This window comes from Pseudomonas sp. NFXW11, from assembly GCF_049887815.1.
Classification (GTDB): Bacteria; Pseudomonadota; Gammaproteobacteria; order Pseudomonadales; family Pseudomonadaceae; genus Aquipseudomonas.
Genome location: NZ_JAGEKI010000004.1, coordinates 262,091 through 278,686, shown reverse-complemented (window position 1 = coordinate 278,686; position 16,596 = coordinate 262,091). Strand labels below are relative to the sequence as shown.

Annotated in this window: 17 protein-coding genes and 1 pseudogene; 5 read left to right on the top strand and 13 right to left on the bottom strand. The window is 61.2% G+C overall.

Going from position 1 to position 16,596, the window contains the following annotated elements:
* Positions 1 to 15 precede the first annotated feature (15 nt).
* Positions 16 to 531, top strand: coding sequence for a 3-hydroxyacyl-[acyl-carrier-protein] dehydratase FabA (gene fabA, locus J4P02_RS09185; protein WP_038996198.1), 516 nt, complete (start codon positions 16 to 18; stop codon positions 529 to 531).
* Between the two features lie 11 nt (positions 532 to 542).
* A complete protein-coding gene (fabB, locus tag J4P02_RS09180) occupies positions 543 to 1,763 on the top strand; it encodes a beta-ketoacyl-ACP synthase I (protein WP_426189339.1) in 1,221 nt (406 codons plus the stop codon).
* 70 nt (positions 1,764 to 1,833) lie between these two features.
* Here fabB and J4P02_RS09175 read toward each other — a convergent pair whose 3' ends face one another.
* From J4P02_RS09175 to J4P02_RS09165, 3 genes and pseudogenes are all read right to left on the bottom strand, one after another.
* Positions 1,834 to 2,697, bottom strand: a complete 864-nt coding sequence (locus J4P02_RS09175; RefSeq protein WP_426189480.1) for a methyl-accepting chemotaxis protein — start codon at positions 2,695 to 2,697, stop codon at positions 1,834 to 1,836.
* Positions 2,689 to 3,459, bottom strand: a pseudogene (locus tag J4P02_RS09170) (MCP four helix bundle domain-containing protein); the annotation flags it as partial. The pseudogene J4P02_RS09170 and the gene J4P02_RS09175, both read right to left, overlap by 9 nt.
* Positions 3,460 to 3,598: 139 nt before the next feature.
* Positions 3,599 to 4,063: a DUF3859 domain-containing protein gene (locus J4P02_RS09165; RefSeq protein ID WP_426189337.1), complete on the bottom strand. Its 465-nt coding sequence runs from the start codon at positions 4,061 to 4,063 to the stop codon at positions 3,599 to 3,601.
* Between the two features lie 174 nt (positions 4,064 to 4,237).
* Here J4P02_RS09165 and J4P02_RS09160 point away from each other — a divergent pair, with 174 nt between their 5' ends.
* Both J4P02_RS09160 and J4P02_RS09155 read left to right on the top strand, forming a co-directional pair.
* Positions 4,238 to 4,654 carry an OsmC family protein gene (locus J4P02_RS09160; protein WP_426189335.1) on the top strand — a complete coding sequence of 139 codons (417 nt, stop codon included), beginning with the start codon at positions 4,238 to 4,240 and terminating at the stop codon, positions 4,652 to 4,654.
* 62 nt (positions 4,655 to 4,716) lie between these two features.
* On the top strand, positions 4,717 to 5,589 hold the full coding sequence (locus J4P02_RS09155) for a pirin family protein (protein WP_426189333.1): 873 nt from the start codon (positions 4,717 to 4,719) through the stop codon (positions 5,587 to 5,589).
* Positions 5,590 to 5,707: 118 nt separating this feature from the next.
* Here J4P02_RS09155 and J4P02_RS09150 read toward each other — a convergent pair whose 3' ends face one another.
* From J4P02_RS09150 to J4P02_RS09135, 4 genes are all read right to left on the bottom strand, one after another.
* Entirely contained in the window at positions 5,708 to 6,436 is a 729-nt protein-coding gene (locus J4P02_RS09150) for a dienelactone hydrolase family protein (RefSeq protein WP_426189331.1), read from the bottom strand.
* Positions 6,437 to 6,507: 71 nt separating this feature from the next.
* The gene (htpG, locus tag J4P02_RS09145) at positions 6,508 to 8,412 is read right to left on the bottom strand and encodes a molecular chaperone HtpG (protein WP_426189329.1); all 1,905 of its coding nucleotides are present in this window, start codon (positions 8,410 to 8,412) and stop codon (positions 6,508 to 6,510) included.
* Positions 8,413 to 8,493: 81 nt separating this feature from the next.
* Complete coding sequence (locus tag J4P02_RS09140) at positions 8,494 to 8,946, bottom strand: PaaI family thioesterase (protein WP_426189327.1); 453 nt, start codon at positions 8,944 to 8,946, stop codon at positions 8,494 to 8,496.
* Positions 8,943 to 9,419, bottom strand: coding sequence for a PaaI family thioesterase (locus J4P02_RS09135; RefSeq protein ID WP_426189325.1), 477 nt, complete (start codon positions 9,417 to 9,419; stop codon positions 8,943 to 8,945). Before J4P02_RS09135 ends, J4P02_RS09140 begins: the two co-directional genes overlap by 4 nt.
* 158 nt (positions 9,420 to 9,577) lie before the next feature.
* On the opposite strand from J4P02_RS09135, the gene J4P02_RS09130 reads away from it, so the two are divergent.
* Complete coding sequence (locus tag J4P02_RS09130; RefSeq protein ID WP_016968094.1) at positions 9,578 to 9,829, top strand: hypothetical protein; 252 nt, start codon at positions 9,578 to 9,580, stop codon at positions 9,827 to 9,829.
* 64 nt (positions 9,830 to 9,893) lie between these two features.
* Here the strand turns inward: J4P02_RS09130 and J4P02_RS09125 are convergent, their stop codons facing one another.
* The 6 genes from J4P02_RS09125 to lpdA all read right to left on the bottom strand — a co-directional run bounded on the left by J4P02_RS09125 (position 9,894) and on the right by lpdA (position 16,596).
* Positions 9,894 to 10,298, bottom strand: a complete 405-nt coding sequence (locus J4P02_RS09125) for an MAPEG family protein (protein WP_426189323.1) — start codon at positions 10,296 to 10,298, stop codon at positions 9,894 to 9,896.
* A complete protein-coding gene (locus J4P02_RS09120) occupies positions 10,298 to 11,035 on the bottom strand; it encodes a DUF599 domain-containing protein (protein ID WP_426189321.1) in 738 nt (245 codons plus the stop codon). Before J4P02_RS09120 ends, J4P02_RS09125 begins: the two co-directional genes overlap by 1 nt.
* Before the next feature lie 169 nt (positions 11,036 to 11,204).
* A complete protein-coding gene (gene brnQ / locus J4P02_RS09115; protein ID WP_426189319.1) occupies positions 11,205 to 12,518 on the bottom strand; it encodes a branched-chain amino acid transport system II carrier protein in 1,314 nt (437 codons plus the stop codon).
* 363 nt (positions 12,519 to 12,881) lie between these two features.
* On the bottom strand, positions 12,882 to 13,763 hold the full coding sequence (gene sucD / locus J4P02_RS09110; RefSeq protein ID WP_007931513.1) for a succinate--CoA ligase subunit alpha: 882 nt from the start codon (positions 13,761 to 13,763) through the stop codon (positions 12,882 to 12,884).
* Complete coding sequence (sucC, locus tag J4P02_RS09105) at positions 13,763 to 14,929, bottom strand: ADP-forming succinate--CoA ligase subunit beta (protein ID WP_025128638.1); 1,167 nt, start codon at positions 14,927 to 14,929, stop codon at positions 13,763 to 13,765. The genes sucD and sucC overlap by 1 nt, the downstream gene beginning before the upstream one ends.
* A 230-nt stretch (positions 14,930 to 15,159) precedes the next feature.
* Complete coding sequence (gene lpdA / locus J4P02_RS09100) at positions 15,160 to 16,596, bottom strand: dihydrolipoyl dehydrogenase (protein WP_426189316.1); 1,437 nt, start codon at positions 16,594 to 16,596, stop codon at positions 15,160 to 15,162.

Genomic DNA, 16,596 nt, shown 5'->3' with positions numbered 1-16,596 from the left:
TATTGAGGAGCTCGCATGACCAAACAAAACGCCTTTACTCGGGAAGATCTGCTGCGCTGCAGTCGCGGTGAGCTGTTCGGCCCAGGTAACGCGCAACTGCCCGCCCCCAACATGCTGATGGTCGATCGTATCGCCCATATCAGCGAAGAGGGCGGCAAGTACGGCAAAGGTGAATTGGTCGCCGAGCTGGATATCACTCCGGACCTGTGGTTCTTCGCGTGTCACTTCGAAGGCGATCCGGTGATGCCGGGCTGCCTGGGCCTGGATGCCATGTGGCAGCTGGTCGGTTTCTTCCTCGGCTGGCAAGGCCTGCCGGGCCGCGGCCGCGCCCTGGGCTCGGGCGAAGTGAAGTTTTTCGGCCAAGTACTGCCGACCGCGAAAAAAGTCACCTACAACATTCATATCAAGCGCGTGCTCAAGGGCAAGCTGAACATGGCCATCGCCGATGGTTCGGTCAGCGTTGACGGCCGCGAAATCTATACCGCCGAAGGCCTTCGGGTCGGCGTGTTTACTTCAACTGACAACTTCTAAGGGTTATCCGCATGCGCCGCGTCGTTATCACTGGTCTTGGCATCGTTTCGTGCCTGGGCAATGACAAAGAGACCGTCTCCGCTAACCTGCGTGCAAGTCGCCCTGGCATCCGCTTCAACCCGGAATATGCCGAAATGGGTCTGCGTAGCCAGGTTTCCGGCTCCATTGACCTGAACCTCGAAGAACTGATCGATCGCAAGATCTATCGCTTCGTCGGCCACGCGGCGGCTTACGCCTACCTGGCCATGAAAGACGCCATCGCCGACTCCGGCCTGAGCGAAGAACAAGTGTCCAACCCGCGTACCGGCCTGATCGCCGGCTCCGGCGGTGCCTCGACCCTGAACCAGATGGAAGCGCTGGACATCCTGCGCGAGAAAGGCGTCAAGCGCGTTGGCCCGTACCGCGTCACCCGCACCATGAGCAGCACGGTTTCCGCCTGTCTGGCCACCCCGTTCAAGATCAAGGGCCTGAACTACTCCATCGCTTCTGCCTGCGCCACCAGTGCTCACTGCATCGGTACCGCCATGGAACAGATCCAGATGGGCAAGCAGGACATCGTCTTCGCCGGCGGCGGTGAAGAAGAGCACTGGAGCCAGTCGTTCCTGTTCGACGCCATGGGCGCCCTGTCCAGCCAGTACAACGACACTCCGGACAAGGCCTCCCGCGCCTATGATGCCAAGCGTGACGGTTTCGTCATTGCCGGCGGCGGCGGCATGGTGGTGGTCGAGGAGCTGGAACACGCCCTGGCCCGTGGTGCCAAGATCTACGCGGAAATCGTCGGCTACGGCGCCACTTCCGATGGCTACGACATGGTAGCGCCTAGCGGCGAAGGTGCGATCCGCTGCATGCAGATGGCCATGTCCACTGTCGACGCACCGATCGACTACCTGAACACCCACGGTACCTCGACTCCGGTCGGCGACGTTGCCGAGATGAAAGGCGTGCGTGAAGTGTTCGGCGACAAGGCCCCGGCCATCAGCTCCACCAAGAGCCTGTCGGGTCACTCCCTGGGCGCCGCAGGCGTTCACGAAGCGATCTACTGCATGCTGATGATGGAAGGCAACTTCATGGCCGGTTCGGCCAACATCGACGAGCTGGACCCGGAAGTGGCCGATATGCCGATCCTGACCCAGACCCGCGAAAACGCCACCATCGACACCGTGATGAGCAACAGCTTCGGCTTCGGTGGCACCAACGCCACCCTGGTACTGAAGCGCTGGCAGGGCAAGTAAGCCTCGCCGCTTCGCGCAATGAAAAAGCCCCGACTGGTTCGGGGCTTTTTTTCACCTGCGAGCTGCCGGCTCAGACCGAGAAGCGCGCCACCATGGTATTGAGGTCCACCGCCAGCCGCGACAGCTCCTGGCTGGCGGCGCTGGTCTGGTTGGCACCGGCCGACGTCTGCATTGCCAGGTCGCGAATGTTCATCAGGTTACGGTCCACTTCCCGGGCCACTGCAGCCTGCTGCTCCGAGGCGCTGGCAATCACGATATTGCGCTCGTTGATCTGGGTGAAGGCCGAGGCGATCTCCTCCAGCGCCTGCCCCGCCGCCTTGGCCACTTCCAGGGTCGAGCGGGCACGGGTGTTGCTCTGCTGCATGGAACTGACCGCCAGGTCGGTGCCTTGCTGAATGCCGCCGATCATCTGCTCGATTTCCTGGGTCGACTGCTGGGTCCTGTGGGCCAGGGCCCGCACCTCATCGGCGACCACAGCAAAGCCGCGCCCGGCATCACCGGCCCGGGCCGCCTCGATGGCCGCGTTCAGCGCCAGCAGGTTGGTCTGCTCGGCGATGGAGCGAATCACCTCCAGCACCTTGCTGATGCCATAGACCTTCTGCGCCAGGTCTTCTACCTGGCTGGCGTTGGTCGTCACTTCCTCAGCCAGCGACTCGATGGACTGCACCGTCTGCTGCACCTGCTCGCGGCCGTGCTGGGCGATCCGGTCGGATTCGCGAGAGGCCTCGGACGTCGCCACGGCGTTGCTCGCCACCTCCTCCACCGCCACCGTCATCTGGTTCACCGCGGTGGCCGCCTGCTCGATCTCCAGGCTCTGCTGGTGCAGGCCACGGGTGGCATCCTCGGTCACGCAGCTCAGTTCCTCGGAGGCCGAGGCCAGCTGGCTGGAGGAGTCGGAAATGCGCCGAATGGTATCTCGCAGGCTCTGCTGCATGGCCTTGAGCGCCTGCAACAGCCGAGCCGGCTCGTCCTTGCCGACCACCGTGATGGTGCCAGTGAGGTCGCCGCCCGCCACTACCTCGGCGACCTTCAGCGACTGCGCCAGCGGCAGGACAATGCTGCGGGTCAGCAGCAAGGCCAGGCCAACGGTCACCAGGGCCGCCAGCACTATCATCCCCACCACCCAGACCCGCGACTTGCTGAACACCGCCTGGGCCAGGTCGGTGGCCTGGGTCGCACTCTGTTTGTTCAGCTCCACCAGGTCATGCAGGGTGGCGGCCATTTCATCGGCCAGCTGGTTCATCTCGCCATTGACCACCTTCACTGCATCGTCCAGGCGGTTCTGGCTGGAAAACGCCATGACCTCGGCCTGACGCTCCAGGTACTGCTTCTCCACAGTCTTGAAGCGCTCGAACAGCGATCGCTCCTGGGGCAGGATGATCAGCGACTCGTAGCGCCCCTGGGCCACTCCCAGGACACTCTTGATCTCGTTGATCTTGTTTTCATTCTGGGTGATCGCCTGGGGATCGCGATTGATCAGCAGGCGCAGGGTCAAGGCGCGGATCCGCAACAGGTCCTGGCTCATTTCCCCGACCGACATGACGCTGGGCAGCCAATTGTTTTCCACTTCATCGGACTGCTGGCGCATATTGGCCATCTGCATCAGGGCGAACGCCCCGAGGGCAAACACCATCAGCGCCAGCAAGCCGAAACCCAGGCTGGCGCGTGGCGCAATATTGAGACGTCTGAGGCTCATTCCTCTGGCTCCTTCCTAGAGCGCTGCAAAAGCTTGCAGCAGGGTGCTCTTAGACGGTATCGGGCCGGCGGAAATTTGCGTAAGACAAAAACGTGATATCAAAACGCCCAAGCACTTCGATACATGGGCGTAAAACGATTCAGCGCACAGAAAATCGCTGTTCTGCCAACAAACGATCGCCCTGGAACACCATAAAGTGCCACTCACCCGGCACCACTTCGTGATTTTCCGTGAACTCGTAGGCCATCACATCCTGCGGCGCATTGGGCACCAGCTTCTGGGTGATCTCGAATTTGTCATGGCGTACGCCGTCCGGGGTGCGGATTCCCGGGGTCAGGTACAGCAGGGTCAGGGGCTGGTCCTCGGCGACCTTGCCCAGCAACTGGTAGCGCATGCCGAACTTGGTGCCCAGGCGCGCCGGCACCACCTGGGTCGGCTGGATCTTCTCGTTGCTGCGGCGCAACACCCGCTCCCCCGATTGCAACTCGGCCTTGGGCCCTTCGAACACCCCGTATTCCACGGGACCTTCGACCCGCACTTCGGCACTGGCCAGGCCACTGAAGATCATCAGCGCCGCCAGGGCGCCCAAACGACTGAGGTGCATACCGCGCTCCTTGATTGAGATGGCGCGAGCTTATGAAGCAGGCATGACAGGCTGATGACAGTTCGCCAGCGAGGCATCGATCGAGAAAAAGATGAACGCCTATCCGTGCCGATGCTCTATAACGTCAGCACCTTTGAAGCCTGATCCTTTCTTTATCACTGCCTGAGGTTTGCCATGACCATCACCGTCAATACCGAGTCCAGCGAAGGTTTCCGCCACAGCATCCAGGTCGACGACCATCAGTTGTTCACCGACCTGCCCCAATACGCCGGCGGCGAAGGCACCGCCCCCGAACCCCACGACTACTTCGACGCCGCACTCGGGGCCTGCAAGGCCCTGACCCTGAAGCTCTATGCACAGAAGAAGAACATTCCGCTGACCGGGGTCACGGTGGAGCTCAAGCACGACAACAGCCAGGAAGCCCAGGGCAAGTACGCCCTGCATGTGAAGCTGACCCTCAAGGGCGTGCTCACCGATGCCCAGCGCGACGAATTGCACCGCGTGGCCGACCGCTGCCCGATCCACAAACTGATGACCAGCAGCGAAGTCAGCATCGAAACTCACCTCTCCGAAGGCGCCTTCAGCCAGTAGCGCCAAGGCGGACGCTGGCGGGTTATGCTCCCGGGCATAATCCGCCCAGCCTGGAAGCCGCCATGCACTCTCCCCTCGTGATCCGCCCTCGCCCCGAGGACGTCGAAGGCCAACCCATACTGCGCCCCTTGCCCTCGGCACAATGCCGCAGCGTCGGGCCCTTCGTGTTTTTCGACCATATGCTGGAAACCGTCTATCCGGCGGGCCAGGGCATGAATATCCGCCAGCACCCGCATATTGGCCTGTCCACCCTTACCTACCTGTTTGCCGGGCAAATCCAGCACAAGGACAGCCTGGGCTCCGACCAGGTCGTCGCAGCCGGGGACGTCAGCTGGATGACCGCTGGCAGTGCCATCGCCCATGTTGAACGCACCCCCGCGGCGCAGCTGGCGGAAGATTTCAAGATGCATGGCTTGCAGGTCTGGCTGGCCTCGCCCAAGGAACAGGAACAGGGGCCCGGGCACTATAGCCATCACCCGGCCGCCAGCCTGCCGGTGAGCGAAAGCCTGGGTGTGAGCATCCGTCTGATCGCCGGCAGTGGTTTCTGCCTGGAATCACCGGTGCCGGTGCTCTCCCCCACCCTGTACGCCGAGCTGAAGTTGCAGACCGCCACCAGCCTGGTGATTCCCCCCGAGCATCAGCAGCGCGCCCTGTACCTGCTGGACGGCGAGGCACAGCTGGATGGCGAAACGCTGGAGGCGCATGCGCTGGTGGTTCTGCCGGAAGGAGAAAGCCTCACCCTGTTCGCCGAGAGCGACTGCCATGCGGTGCTGATCGGCGGCGCGCCACTGGACGGGCCACGGCGGATCAACTGGAACTTCGTCGCCAGCGATCCGGCGCTGATCGACGCCGCCCGGCAACGCTGGGCTGTAGGGGATTGGCCGCAGGTGCCGGGGGAAAGCGAGCGGATCGAACTGCCGCCTTCCCGCCACTGATTCGTAGGAGCCGGCTTGCCGGCGAACAGGCCCGTGAGCCTGGCATTGCTCTCACCGACGCCTTCGCTGACAAGCAGAACGCCGCCCGGCCAGCTCCTACGGCATCAAGGGGTTGCGGTCAGTTCTGGAACACTTCATCCAGCAGATGATGCAGGGTGGCGAAGGCCCGGGCCGAGACCTTGGCGTCGTACATCATCTTGCCCGGGATATTGGCGTGGGTATCGGTGAAGGAATGCACCGCGCCGCCGTAGCTGACCAGTTGCCAATCCACGCCCGCGGCGTCCATTTCCGCCTCGAAGGCCGGCAGTTGCTCCTTGGCCACGAAGGGATCGGCGGCACCGTGCAGCACCAGCACCGCGCCCTTGATGTTCTGCGCATCGGCCGGGTTCGGTGTGTCCAGGGTGCCGTGGAAGGACACCGCGGCCTTCACCGGCGCGCCGCTGCGGGCCAGCTCCAGGGCGCAACAGCCGCCGAAGCAGAAACCGAAGGTGGCCAACCGGGTGGTGTCCACCGCCGCCTCGCCCTGGCTCTGCAAGGCGCTGAAAGCCGCCTGCATGCGCTTGCGCAGCAGCGCCCGGTCATCCTTCAGGGGCATCATTGCCGCCCCCGCCTGAGCCGCATCGCTGGGGCGCAGCGCCTGGCCGTACAGGTCGGCGACCAGCACCACATAACCCTTGGCCGCTACCGCTTCGGCAAGCTTCTCGGCCCCGGCGCTGACCCCCATCCAGTTCGGCGCCATCAACAGGCCCGGACGGGCCCCTTGGTGGCTGGCATCGAAGGCCAGGCGCCCTTCGTAGGGTTGGCCATCGATCTGGTAGGCCACGGAACGCAGTGTGATCTGACTCATGGTTGTGCTTCTCCAGTAGGGGGACACCTGAATGAAAAAACCCGCCGAAGCGGGTTTTTCTTGCAACCTGATTAAACCGACAGCTCAACCAGCAGCTTGTTCAGCCGGCGTACATAGGCCGCCGGGTCCTTCAAGCTGTCGCCGGCCGCCAGGGCCGCCTGATCGAAGAGGATGTGCGACAGGTCGCCAAACCGCTCTTCGCTCTGCTCGCCATCGAGTTTCTCGATCAGCGGGTGGCTCGGGTTGAATTCGAAGATCGGCTTGGAATCCGGAACCTTCTGCCCGCTGGCTTCGAGGATCTGGCGCATTTGCAGCCCCAGGTCCTGCTCGCCAATGGCCAGGATCGCCGGCGAGTCGGTCAGGCGGTGGGAAACCCGCACTTCGCTGACGTTCTCACCCAGGGCGGACTTGATCCGCTCCACCAGGCCCTCTTTGGCCTTGGCGACTTCCTCGGCAGCCTTCTTGTCCTCTTCGGAGTCGAGGTTGCCCAGGTCCAGGTCGCCACGCGCCACGTCGACAAAGCTCTTGCCGTCGAATTCGTTGAGGTAGCTCATCAGCCACTCGTCGATACGGTCGGTGAGCAGCAGCACTTCGATGCCTTTCTTGCGGAAGACTTCCAGGTGCGGGCTGTTCTTCACCTGGGCGTAGGATTCGCCGGTGAGGAAGTAGATCTTGTCCTGACCTTCCTTGGCCCGGGCCAGGTAGTCGGCCAGGGATACGTTCTGCTCGCCGTCGTCGCCCTGGGTGGAAGCGAAGCGCAGCAGGCCGGCGATCTTCTCCTTGTTGGCGAAGTCCTCGGCCGGGCCTTCCTTCATCACCTGGCCGAAGTTCTTCCAGAAGCCCTGGTATTGCTCAGGCTCGTTCTTCGCCAGTTTTTCCAGCATGTCGAGGACACGCTTGGTCAGGGCCGATTTCATCGAATCGATGATCGGGTCTTTCTGCAGGATTTCCCGCGACACGTTCAGCGACAGGTCGTTGGAGTCCACCACGCCCTTGATAAAGCGCAGGTACAGCGGCAGGAAGGATTCGGCCTGGTCCATGACGAACACGCGCTGCACATAGAGCTTCAGGCCCTTCGGCGCTTCACGCTGGTACAGGTCGAACGGCGCGCGGGCCGGCACATAGAGCAGCGAGCTATATTCCAGCTTGCCTTCGACCTTGTTGTGGCTCCAGCTCAGCGGGTTCTCGAAGTCGTGGGCGATGTGCTTGTAGAACTCCTGGTATTCCTCGTCCTTGATCTCGGTACGCGGACGGGTCCACAGGGCACTGGCGCGGTTGACGGTTTCCCATTCCAGCGCAGGTTGTTCTTCACCCTCGGCGGCAGCGGCCTCTTTCGGCAGCTCGATCGGCAGGGCGATATGGTCGGAGTACTTCTTGATGATGTTGCGCAGGCGCCAGCCGTCAGCGAACTCTTCTTCGCCGGACTTCAAGTGCAGCACGATGCGGGTGCCGCGCTCGGCCTTGTCGAGGGTCGCGACTTCGAACTCGCCTTCGCCCTTGGACGACCAGTGCACGCCTTCGCTTGCCGGCTGACCGGCACGACGGCTGAACACTTCAACCTGGTCGGCGACGATAAACGCCGAGTAGAAGCCCACGCCGAACTGACCGATCAGGTGCGAGTCCTTCTTCTGGTCGCCGCTGAGGTTCTTCATGAAATCGGCAGTGCCGGATTTGGCGATGGTCCCCAGGTGGGTGATCACATCTTCGCGGCTCATGCCGATACCGTTGTCTTCGAGGGTGACGGTTTTCGCGTCCTTGTCGAAGCTCACACGGATTTTCAGTTCGCCGCCACCTTCCAGCAACTCAGGCTTGGACAGGGCTTCGAAGCGCAATTTGTCGACGGCGTCAGAGGCGTTCGAGATCAATTCGCGAAGGAAGATTTCCTTGTTGGAATACAGCGAATGGATCATGAGGTGCAGCAGCTGCTTCACCTCGGTCTGGAAGCCCAGGGTTTCCTTTTGAGTTTCCACACTCATGGTCATCAAACTCCGATCAGATGGCTGTGGCCGCATGGGGAGCGGCGGGATGACAAGAAGGTGGGGGTCGCTCGACAGATTTCAAGGGGCGGAAATTTCTTCGATCTTGAAATGTGCCCGGGCGGTGGCAATCGGCTCGTCGGCGGTACTCTGCCAGGCGGTGATGGCGACATTGGCCACTCGCCGCCCCTGACGCCACACCTGGCAACGGGCGAAGGTGTCGCGAAACTGGCCGGCGCGCAGGTAGTCCAGGGAGAAGTCGATGATCTTCGGCACCCCGGGCGAACCGGTGAAGATCAGCAGGTGCAAGGCTGCCGCCAATTCCATGAAACCGGCAATCACCCCGCCATGCAGTGCCGGCAGCAAAGGGTTGCCGATGTTGTCCTTGTTAGCCGGCAGGCGGAACAGCAATTCGTCGCCCAGGCGCGAGCACTCGATGCCGATCAGCGCGGCGTAGGGAATTTTCTGCAGCAAGGGCCCGTACTCGCCCTGCTGATGGGCCTGGTCGAGCAATGCCTTGAGGTCCTCGCTCATGCCCGTTCTCCCTTGAGCGCCTTGGAGAAACCTGGAACCCCCCTGAGGCCCTTGCCCATCCGCATGAAGGTGCCCACCACATGGGCCACCGGGCGCTCGGGATCGTCCTGGTAGGCATAGCCGCGGGTGAAGATCACATCGGTGGTGACCCGGTAACACTGGGCAAAGCCGTGCACGTCGTGGTGTGGCAGCGCCGGGTGCATATAGTCGATGCGCAGGTCCAGGGTCGGGCACACCTCGAATTCCGCCAGTACGCACAGGGTGGCCATGCCGCAGGCGCTGTCCATCAGCGTGGTCAGGGCGCCGCCATGGATGATGCCGCTGTGCGGATCGCCGACGATCTGCGGGCTGTAGGGCAAGGTCAGGGTCAGGCCTTCCGGCGAAGCGCTGTGCACACTGATACCCAGCACCTGGCAATGGCGTAACGCCGAAAGAAAGCGCGTCGCACGCTCAAAAATTGGGTTCTGCGCCATGGCGAATGTCTCTTGTTAGTGTCAGGAATCTGCAGTTGTTCGGTACGACAAAAGTTCCGTGCAACAAATACTTTATATATCTGAGGAACCCGAGGAACTTAACTCACAGGAGCATGATCGAAAGGCCAGTAGATATCTTCACAACGGAGAAACACCCAATGCGTAAGACTTTAGCTATTGCCCTGATGCTGACCGCTTCCCTCGGTCTGGCTGCCTGCGACAAAAAATCCGAGGACAAAGCTCAAGATGCCAACCAACATGCTGAGCAAGCTCAACAGAAAATGAACGAAGCTCAGGATAAAGTGAACGAAGCAGCCAAGGAAAACGCCGAAGCTGCCAAAGATCAGGCTGAATCCAACAAAGCTGCAGCCGAAGAAAGCGCCAAGGAAGCAGCACCTAAAACCAACTAAGTTGGATTTAGCGCAAGCCAGAATAAAGCCCGCCAAGTGCGGGCTTTATTATATCTGCGAGAAACTACTGGATCAGTAACCAACGAAAAGTTGGGCTGAGCATCAACAGTAGCGAACACAAAAATCCGACACCCCAGCACAAACTTCGCTGCCAGGGCCGATCAGCCAGATAGCACAGCACATAGAGCACCCGGGCAATCACGAAGAGAATCGCCAGGCCGTCGATCAACCAACCCTGAGTCTGGGTGGTATGCGCCGTCAGCACCCCGACGGCGAACAGGATAAAGGCCTCGAAGCTGTTCTGGTGCGCCGCCAGGGCTCGTGCGCCGCGCCCGGTCAGTTGTGCCTGCTGCTGGCGCGGCAAGTGGTTGTTGTAACCGCCCTGCTCCTTCATGGCCTTGGCCACCGGCATGCGCGCGATGTAGATCAGCAAGGCGCTGATAAACACGCACCAGAACGCAATGCTCATCAGCTCATCTCCTTGCTCGCCTCAGGCAATGGCGCCTCTGTAGGGGTATAGACCATGACGTCCAGCACATCGGAGTGAAACTCGCGACGGTAGAGCACCAGCACCACCCCGGCGCTCATCAGCATGAACAGCCAGGGGCTGACGAACCAGACCAGCATGCTCATGCCGAAGTAATAGGAGCGCAGGCCGAAGTTGAACTGGTTGGCGGCCATCGATATCACCCGTGCCGCCCGCGCGGCAAAGGCCTTGCGCTCCTGCTCCGAGACCTGGCGTTCGCCGATCATCGGTGCCGAGCCCACCAGCACCGCGGCGAAGTTGTACTGGCGCATGCACCAGCTGAAGGTGAAGAAGGCATAGACGAACACCAGCGCCAGGCACAGCAGCTTGATCTCCGACATGCCCTGGGAAGCCTGCTGGACCATGGGAATGTCCGCCAGCAGTGAAACCGCGCGTTCCGAGGCGCCCAGCACGGTGATGATGCCGGCCAGGATGATCAGGGTACTGGAGGCGAAGAACGAGGCATTGCGCTCCAGATTGCCGATCACGCTGGCGTCGGCGATGCGGTTGTCGCGCAGCAGCATGCGGCGCATCCAGTCCTCGCGATACAGGTGCAGCACGCTGGCCAGGCACGCGGTGTCCCGGGCCTTCCAGGTGGCGTAGCGGGTATAGCCGGCCCAGCAGACGATAAACCACAGGGCGGCCAGTAGATGGATCAGATTGGCTTGGACAAACGACATGCAGATTCCTGTAAGGCATAGGCAGAGGACAAGGACACTGCTTCGACGCCGAGCCGGGGAAAAAGACACCGCACCAGCGCCATAAAAAATGCCCCGTGCCTTTGGGCACGGGGCATTGTTCTTGCTGCTCGCGGAGCGCTTGTGACGCCCCGCAACCCTTAGCGATGGATCAGGCCAGGGCTTCGGCCGGCTTGCCGAGCATGCGGTCGGAGATCACCGCAACCGCCAGCACCAGTACCGAAGGCACCAGCCAAGCCAGGCCCTGCTCGCTCAGCGGCAAGTGGGATAGCTGGCTAGGCAAGCCATCCACCAGCCCGGCGCCCTTGAGCGCATCGATCAAGCCGAAGATAAAGGACACCAGCATCACCGGACCGACGATACGGCGCTGGTCCTGCCAGAAGTCCTTGCAGAAGCTTAGGGCCACCAGAACGATGCACGGCGGGTAGATGGCCGTCAGTACCGGGATCGAGAAGGCGATCAGCTTGGTCAGGCCCAGGTTCGAGATCAGCAGCGAGAAGGCCACGAGGATCACCACCAGGGTCTTGTAGGACAGTGGCAGCACCCGGCTGAAGTACTCGGCGCAGGCGCAGGTCAGGCCCACGGCGGTGACCAGGCAGGCCAGGGAGATCAGCACCGCGAGGAAGCCGCTGCCCAGGGAACCGAAGGTGTGCTGCACATAGGCATGCAGCACCGCCGCGCCATTGCTGGCACCGGCGGCCACTTCATGGGCACCAGAACCGAGACGGAACAGGCTGACATACACCAGCGCCAGGCCAACCCCGGCGATCAGGCCGGCGATCACCGCGTAGCGGGTGATCAGACGCGGCGACTCGACCCCACGCGAACGAATGGCGTTGACGATGACGATGCCGAATACCAGGGCACCCAGGGTGTCCATGGTCAGGTAGCCATTGATAAAGCCCTGGGAGAAAGGCGCCGCCACGTATTCAGGGGTGGCGTTGCCGATGGTACCCGCCGGCAGGGCGAAGGCGGCAATGCCCAGCACCGCCAGGGCGATGATTTTCAGGGGCGCGAGGAAGCGCCCAACAGTGTCCAGCAGGCGCCCTGGGTAAAGGGAGATGAAGAACACCAGCAGGAAGTACACCGAGCTGTAAAGGAACAGGGCCAGCGGGCTTTCGCCGGTCAGCGGCGCCAGGCCCACTTCAAAGGACACGGTAGCGGTCCGCGGAGTGGCGAACAGCGGGCCCACCGCCAGGTAGGAGACCGCCGCCAGCAAGCCGCCGGCGACTTTACCTATGGGCGTGCTCAAGGCATCCATGGCGCCGCCGACCTTGGCCAGGGCCACCACGGTGATCACCGGCAGACCGACTGCGGTAATCAGGAAACCCAGCGCCGCCATCCAGACATGAGGTCCGGACTGCAAGCCGACGATAGGAGGGAAGATGATGTTGCCAGCCCCGACGAAGAGGGCAAAGGTCATAAAGCCGAGTGCCAGGATGTCCTGGCCTTTCAACACTTTCATTAAGGAAATACCACACTACTGAATCGGAATTTAGAGAGGGATTTCCCTTATGGGTGAGGGAAATGCTGTCAATCCGTATAAGACTGACCCGTTTAGCGTGCCGCGACCTTGTGGGCAGCAGACACATCAAAGAGGCGGCTAGATTACAGAATCTGCAAGGCGAACGCACCGTTGGAGGGCGAACTATCTGATATGCGACGTCGCGATGTCGCATTTTTGAAAGAAGAACAACCACAGCTTGCAAGAAGCCGCTTGCATGTTTCCGACTTGAGGCTCGCCGCTTGCAACTTGCCACTGCCTTAAAAGCACAAAGGCCACCCGAAGGTGGCCTTTGCCGACAGAGCTACAAGCTAAGCGCGAGGCTTACTTGACAGCCCAGCCAGTCAGCTCGGCCAGGGCCTTGCCGATGTCTGCCAGCGAACGCACGGTTTTCACGCCTGCGTCTTGCAGCGCAGCGAATTTCTCGTCTGCAGTGCCTTTGCCGCCGGAGATGATTGCACCAGCATGGCCCATGCGCTTGCCCGGAGGAGCAGTCACACCAGCGATGTAGGAAACAACCGGCTTGGTCACGTTAGCCTTGATGTAGGCAGCCGCTTCTTCTTCAGCCGAACCGCCGATCTCGCCGATCATCACGATCGCCTCGGTCTTCGGGTCTTCCTGGAACAGCTTCAGGATGTCGATGAAGTTGGAGCCCGGGATCGGGTCACCGCCGATGCCGACGCAGGTGGACTGACCGAAACCGGCGTCAGTGGTCTGCTTGACAGCTTCGTAGGTCAGGGTGCCGGAACGGGAAACAATACCGACCTTGCCTGGCAAGTGAATGTGACCTGGCATGATGCCGATCTTGCACTCGCCCGGAGTGATCACGCCTGGGCAGTTAGGGCCGATCAGGGTCACGCCCAGCTCGTCGCACTTAACCTTGGCGTCCAGCATGTCCAGGGTAGGAATGCCTTCGGTGATGCAGACGATCAGCTTGATGCCGCCGAATGCCGCTTCCAGGATCGAGTCCTTGCAGAAAGGAGCCGGAACGTAGATCACGCTGGCGGTGGCGCCAGTGGCAGCTACGGCGTCTTTCACGGTGTTGAACACTGGCAGGCCCAGGTGCTCGGTGCCGCCTTTGCCCGGAGTTACGCCACCGACCATCTTGGTGCCGTACTCGATGGCTTGCTGGGTGTGGAAGCTGCCCTGCGAACCGGTGATGCCCTGGCAGATAACCTTGGTGTCTTTATTGATCAGGACGCTCATTATTTGCCCTCCGCAGCTTTGACAACTTGTTGAGCAGCGTCGGTCAGGCTGGTAGCAGCGATGATGTTCAGACCGCTTTCTGCCAGTACTTTAGCGCCCAGTTCAGCGTTGTTGCCTTCAAGGCGCACAACAACCGGGATTTTCACGCCTACTTCTTTCACGGCGCCGATGATGCCTTCGGCAATCATGTCGCAGCGAACGATGCCGCCGAAGATGTTGACCAGTACTGCAGCGACGTTGGCGTCGGACAGGATGATCTTGAAGGCTTCGGTCACGCGCTCTTTGGTCGCGCCGCCACCTACGTCGAGGAAGTTGGCTGGCTTGCCGCCGTGCAGGTTGACGATGTCCATGGTACCCATGGCCAGGCCAGCACCGTTGACCATGCAGCCGATGTTGCCTTCCAGGGCTACGTAGTTCAGTTCGAACTTGGCAGCGTGGGCTTCGCGCGGATCGTCCTGGGACGGATCGTGGAAGGTTTTCAGCTTAGGCTGACGGTACATGGCGTTGGCGTCGATGTTGATCTTCGCATCCAGGCAGTGCAGATCGCCGTCGGCCTTGATCACCAGCGGGTTCACTTCCAGCAGGGCCAGATCGTGATCCTGGAACAGTTTGGCCAGACCTACGAAGATCTTGGCGAACTGGGCAACTTGCTTGCCTTCCAGACCCAGCTGGAATGCCAGCTCGCGACCCTGGAATGGCTGAGCGCCAACCAGTGGATCGATAGTGGCCTTGAGAATTTTTTCTGGAGTGTCGTGAGCGATCTTCTCGATGTCCACGCCACCTTCGGTGGAAGCCATGAACACGATGCGACGGCTCGAACGGTCAACGACAGCGCCCAGGTACAGCTCTTTAGCGATATCAGTGCACGATTCAACCAGGATCTTGGTGACAGGCTGGCCATTGGCATCAGTCTGATAGGTCACCAGACGCTTGCCCAACCACTGCTGAGCGAAGGCCTTAGCGTCTTCTTTGCTGCGAACCAGCTTAACGCCGCCCGCTTTACCGCGACCACCGGCGTGAACCTGGGCTTTGACCACCCACTCGGAGCCGCCGATTTTGTCGCAAGCTTCTGCTGCTTCTTCCGGGGTGTCTACCGCGTAACCTTTGGATACTGGCAGGCCGTACTCAGCGAACAGCTGCTTACCCTGATACTCGTGAAGATTCATGCTTTTTACCGTCTTCGTTAGGTACTGCGCATTCGGCGCTGCACTCAAGATTGAGTGCCGCACCACCTGTGACCGCTACTCTCGAACCAGCACCACACCCGGAAACCGGAGCCTGGGCCCCGATCCACTGTGTGGCACCACCTCGAGAGGTCGAGTCCAGCGGATATTCCGCGGTGAGTCTTGCGCACAAGGCTCACGACGGGCCATCCGCCGTGGTTTCTTATTATTGCTTAGCGTTTCTTGCGGTTGGCAATGTGGATGGCGCCGCCATTCACTGCCAGGGCTGCTTCGTGCAGGGCTTCGGACAGGGTCGGATGGGAGAAAACCATCATGCCCAGGTCTTCGGCGCTGGTGCCGAATTCCATGCCGATCGCACCTTGCTGAACCAGTTCCGCAGCGCTTGGGCCAATCACATGGACGCCCAATACGCGATCGGTCTTGGCATCGGCGATGACCTTGACGAAACCGCCGGTGTCGTTCGCTGCCATGGCACGGCCACTGGCGGCAAACGGGAAGGTGCCGACGTTAACGTCAACGCCTTCAGCTTTCAAGGCCTGCTCGGTCTTGCCGACCCACGCGATTTCCGGGTGAGTATAGATAACCGAAGGGATCAGATCGTAGTTCATCTGGGCCTTGTGGCCCTTGATGCGCTCGACGACCATGATGCCCTCTTCCGAGGCCTTGTGCGCCAGCATCATGCCGCGAACCACGTCGCCGATGGCGTAGACGCCCGGTACGGTGGTAGCGCAGTGATCGTCGACGTGCACGAAACCGCGCTCGTCCAGGGTCACGCCGCAGTCGGCAGCCAGCAGATCAGTGGTCACCGGACGGCGACCAACGGCAACGATCAGCTTGTCGAAAGTGATGGTCTGTTCGCCGTTGGCGTCGGTGTAGGTCACTACCACTTCTTCGCCATTGACCTTGGAGCCGGTCACACGGGCGCCCAGCTTGATGTCCAAGCCCTGCTTGGTCAGGGTTTTCAGCGCTTCCTTGGAAACAGCGGTATCAGCCGCCATCAGGAAGGTGTCCAGGGCTTCCAGAACGGTCACTTGCGCGCCGAGGCGCGACCATACCGAACCCAGCTCCAGGCCGATCACGCCAGCGCCGATCACGCCCAGGCGTTTTGGCACGGCTTGGAATTCCAGGGCGCCGGTGGAGTCGACGATCACGTTCTGATCGACTGGAGCCGGTGGAATGTCGATTGGACGCGAGCCTGGAGCCAGGATCACGTTCTCGGCTTCGATCACTTCGACCGTACCGTCAGCCTTGGTGACTTCAACCTTCTTGCCAGCCAGCAGTTTGCCGTGGCCCTGGATCGAAGTGACGCCGTTGGCCTTGAACAGGGTGGCAACACCGCCGGTCAGGTTCTTCACGATGTTGGCCTTGCGGCCGACCATCGCTGGAACGTCCATGGTCACGCCAGCGTGGTTGATGCCGTGGATGGCAAAACCGTCCTGGGCTTCGTGGAATTTCCACGAGCTATCCAGCAGCGCCTTGGAAGGAATGCAACCGACGTTCAGGCAAGTACCGCCGAGGGCCAGCTTGCCCTCCTTGTCGGTGTACTTCTCGATGCAGGCGGTGGTGAAACCGAGTTGTGCGGCCTTGATTGCGGCAACGTAGCCGCCTGGGCCCGCACCAATCACTACCACGTCGAATTTCTGAGTCAT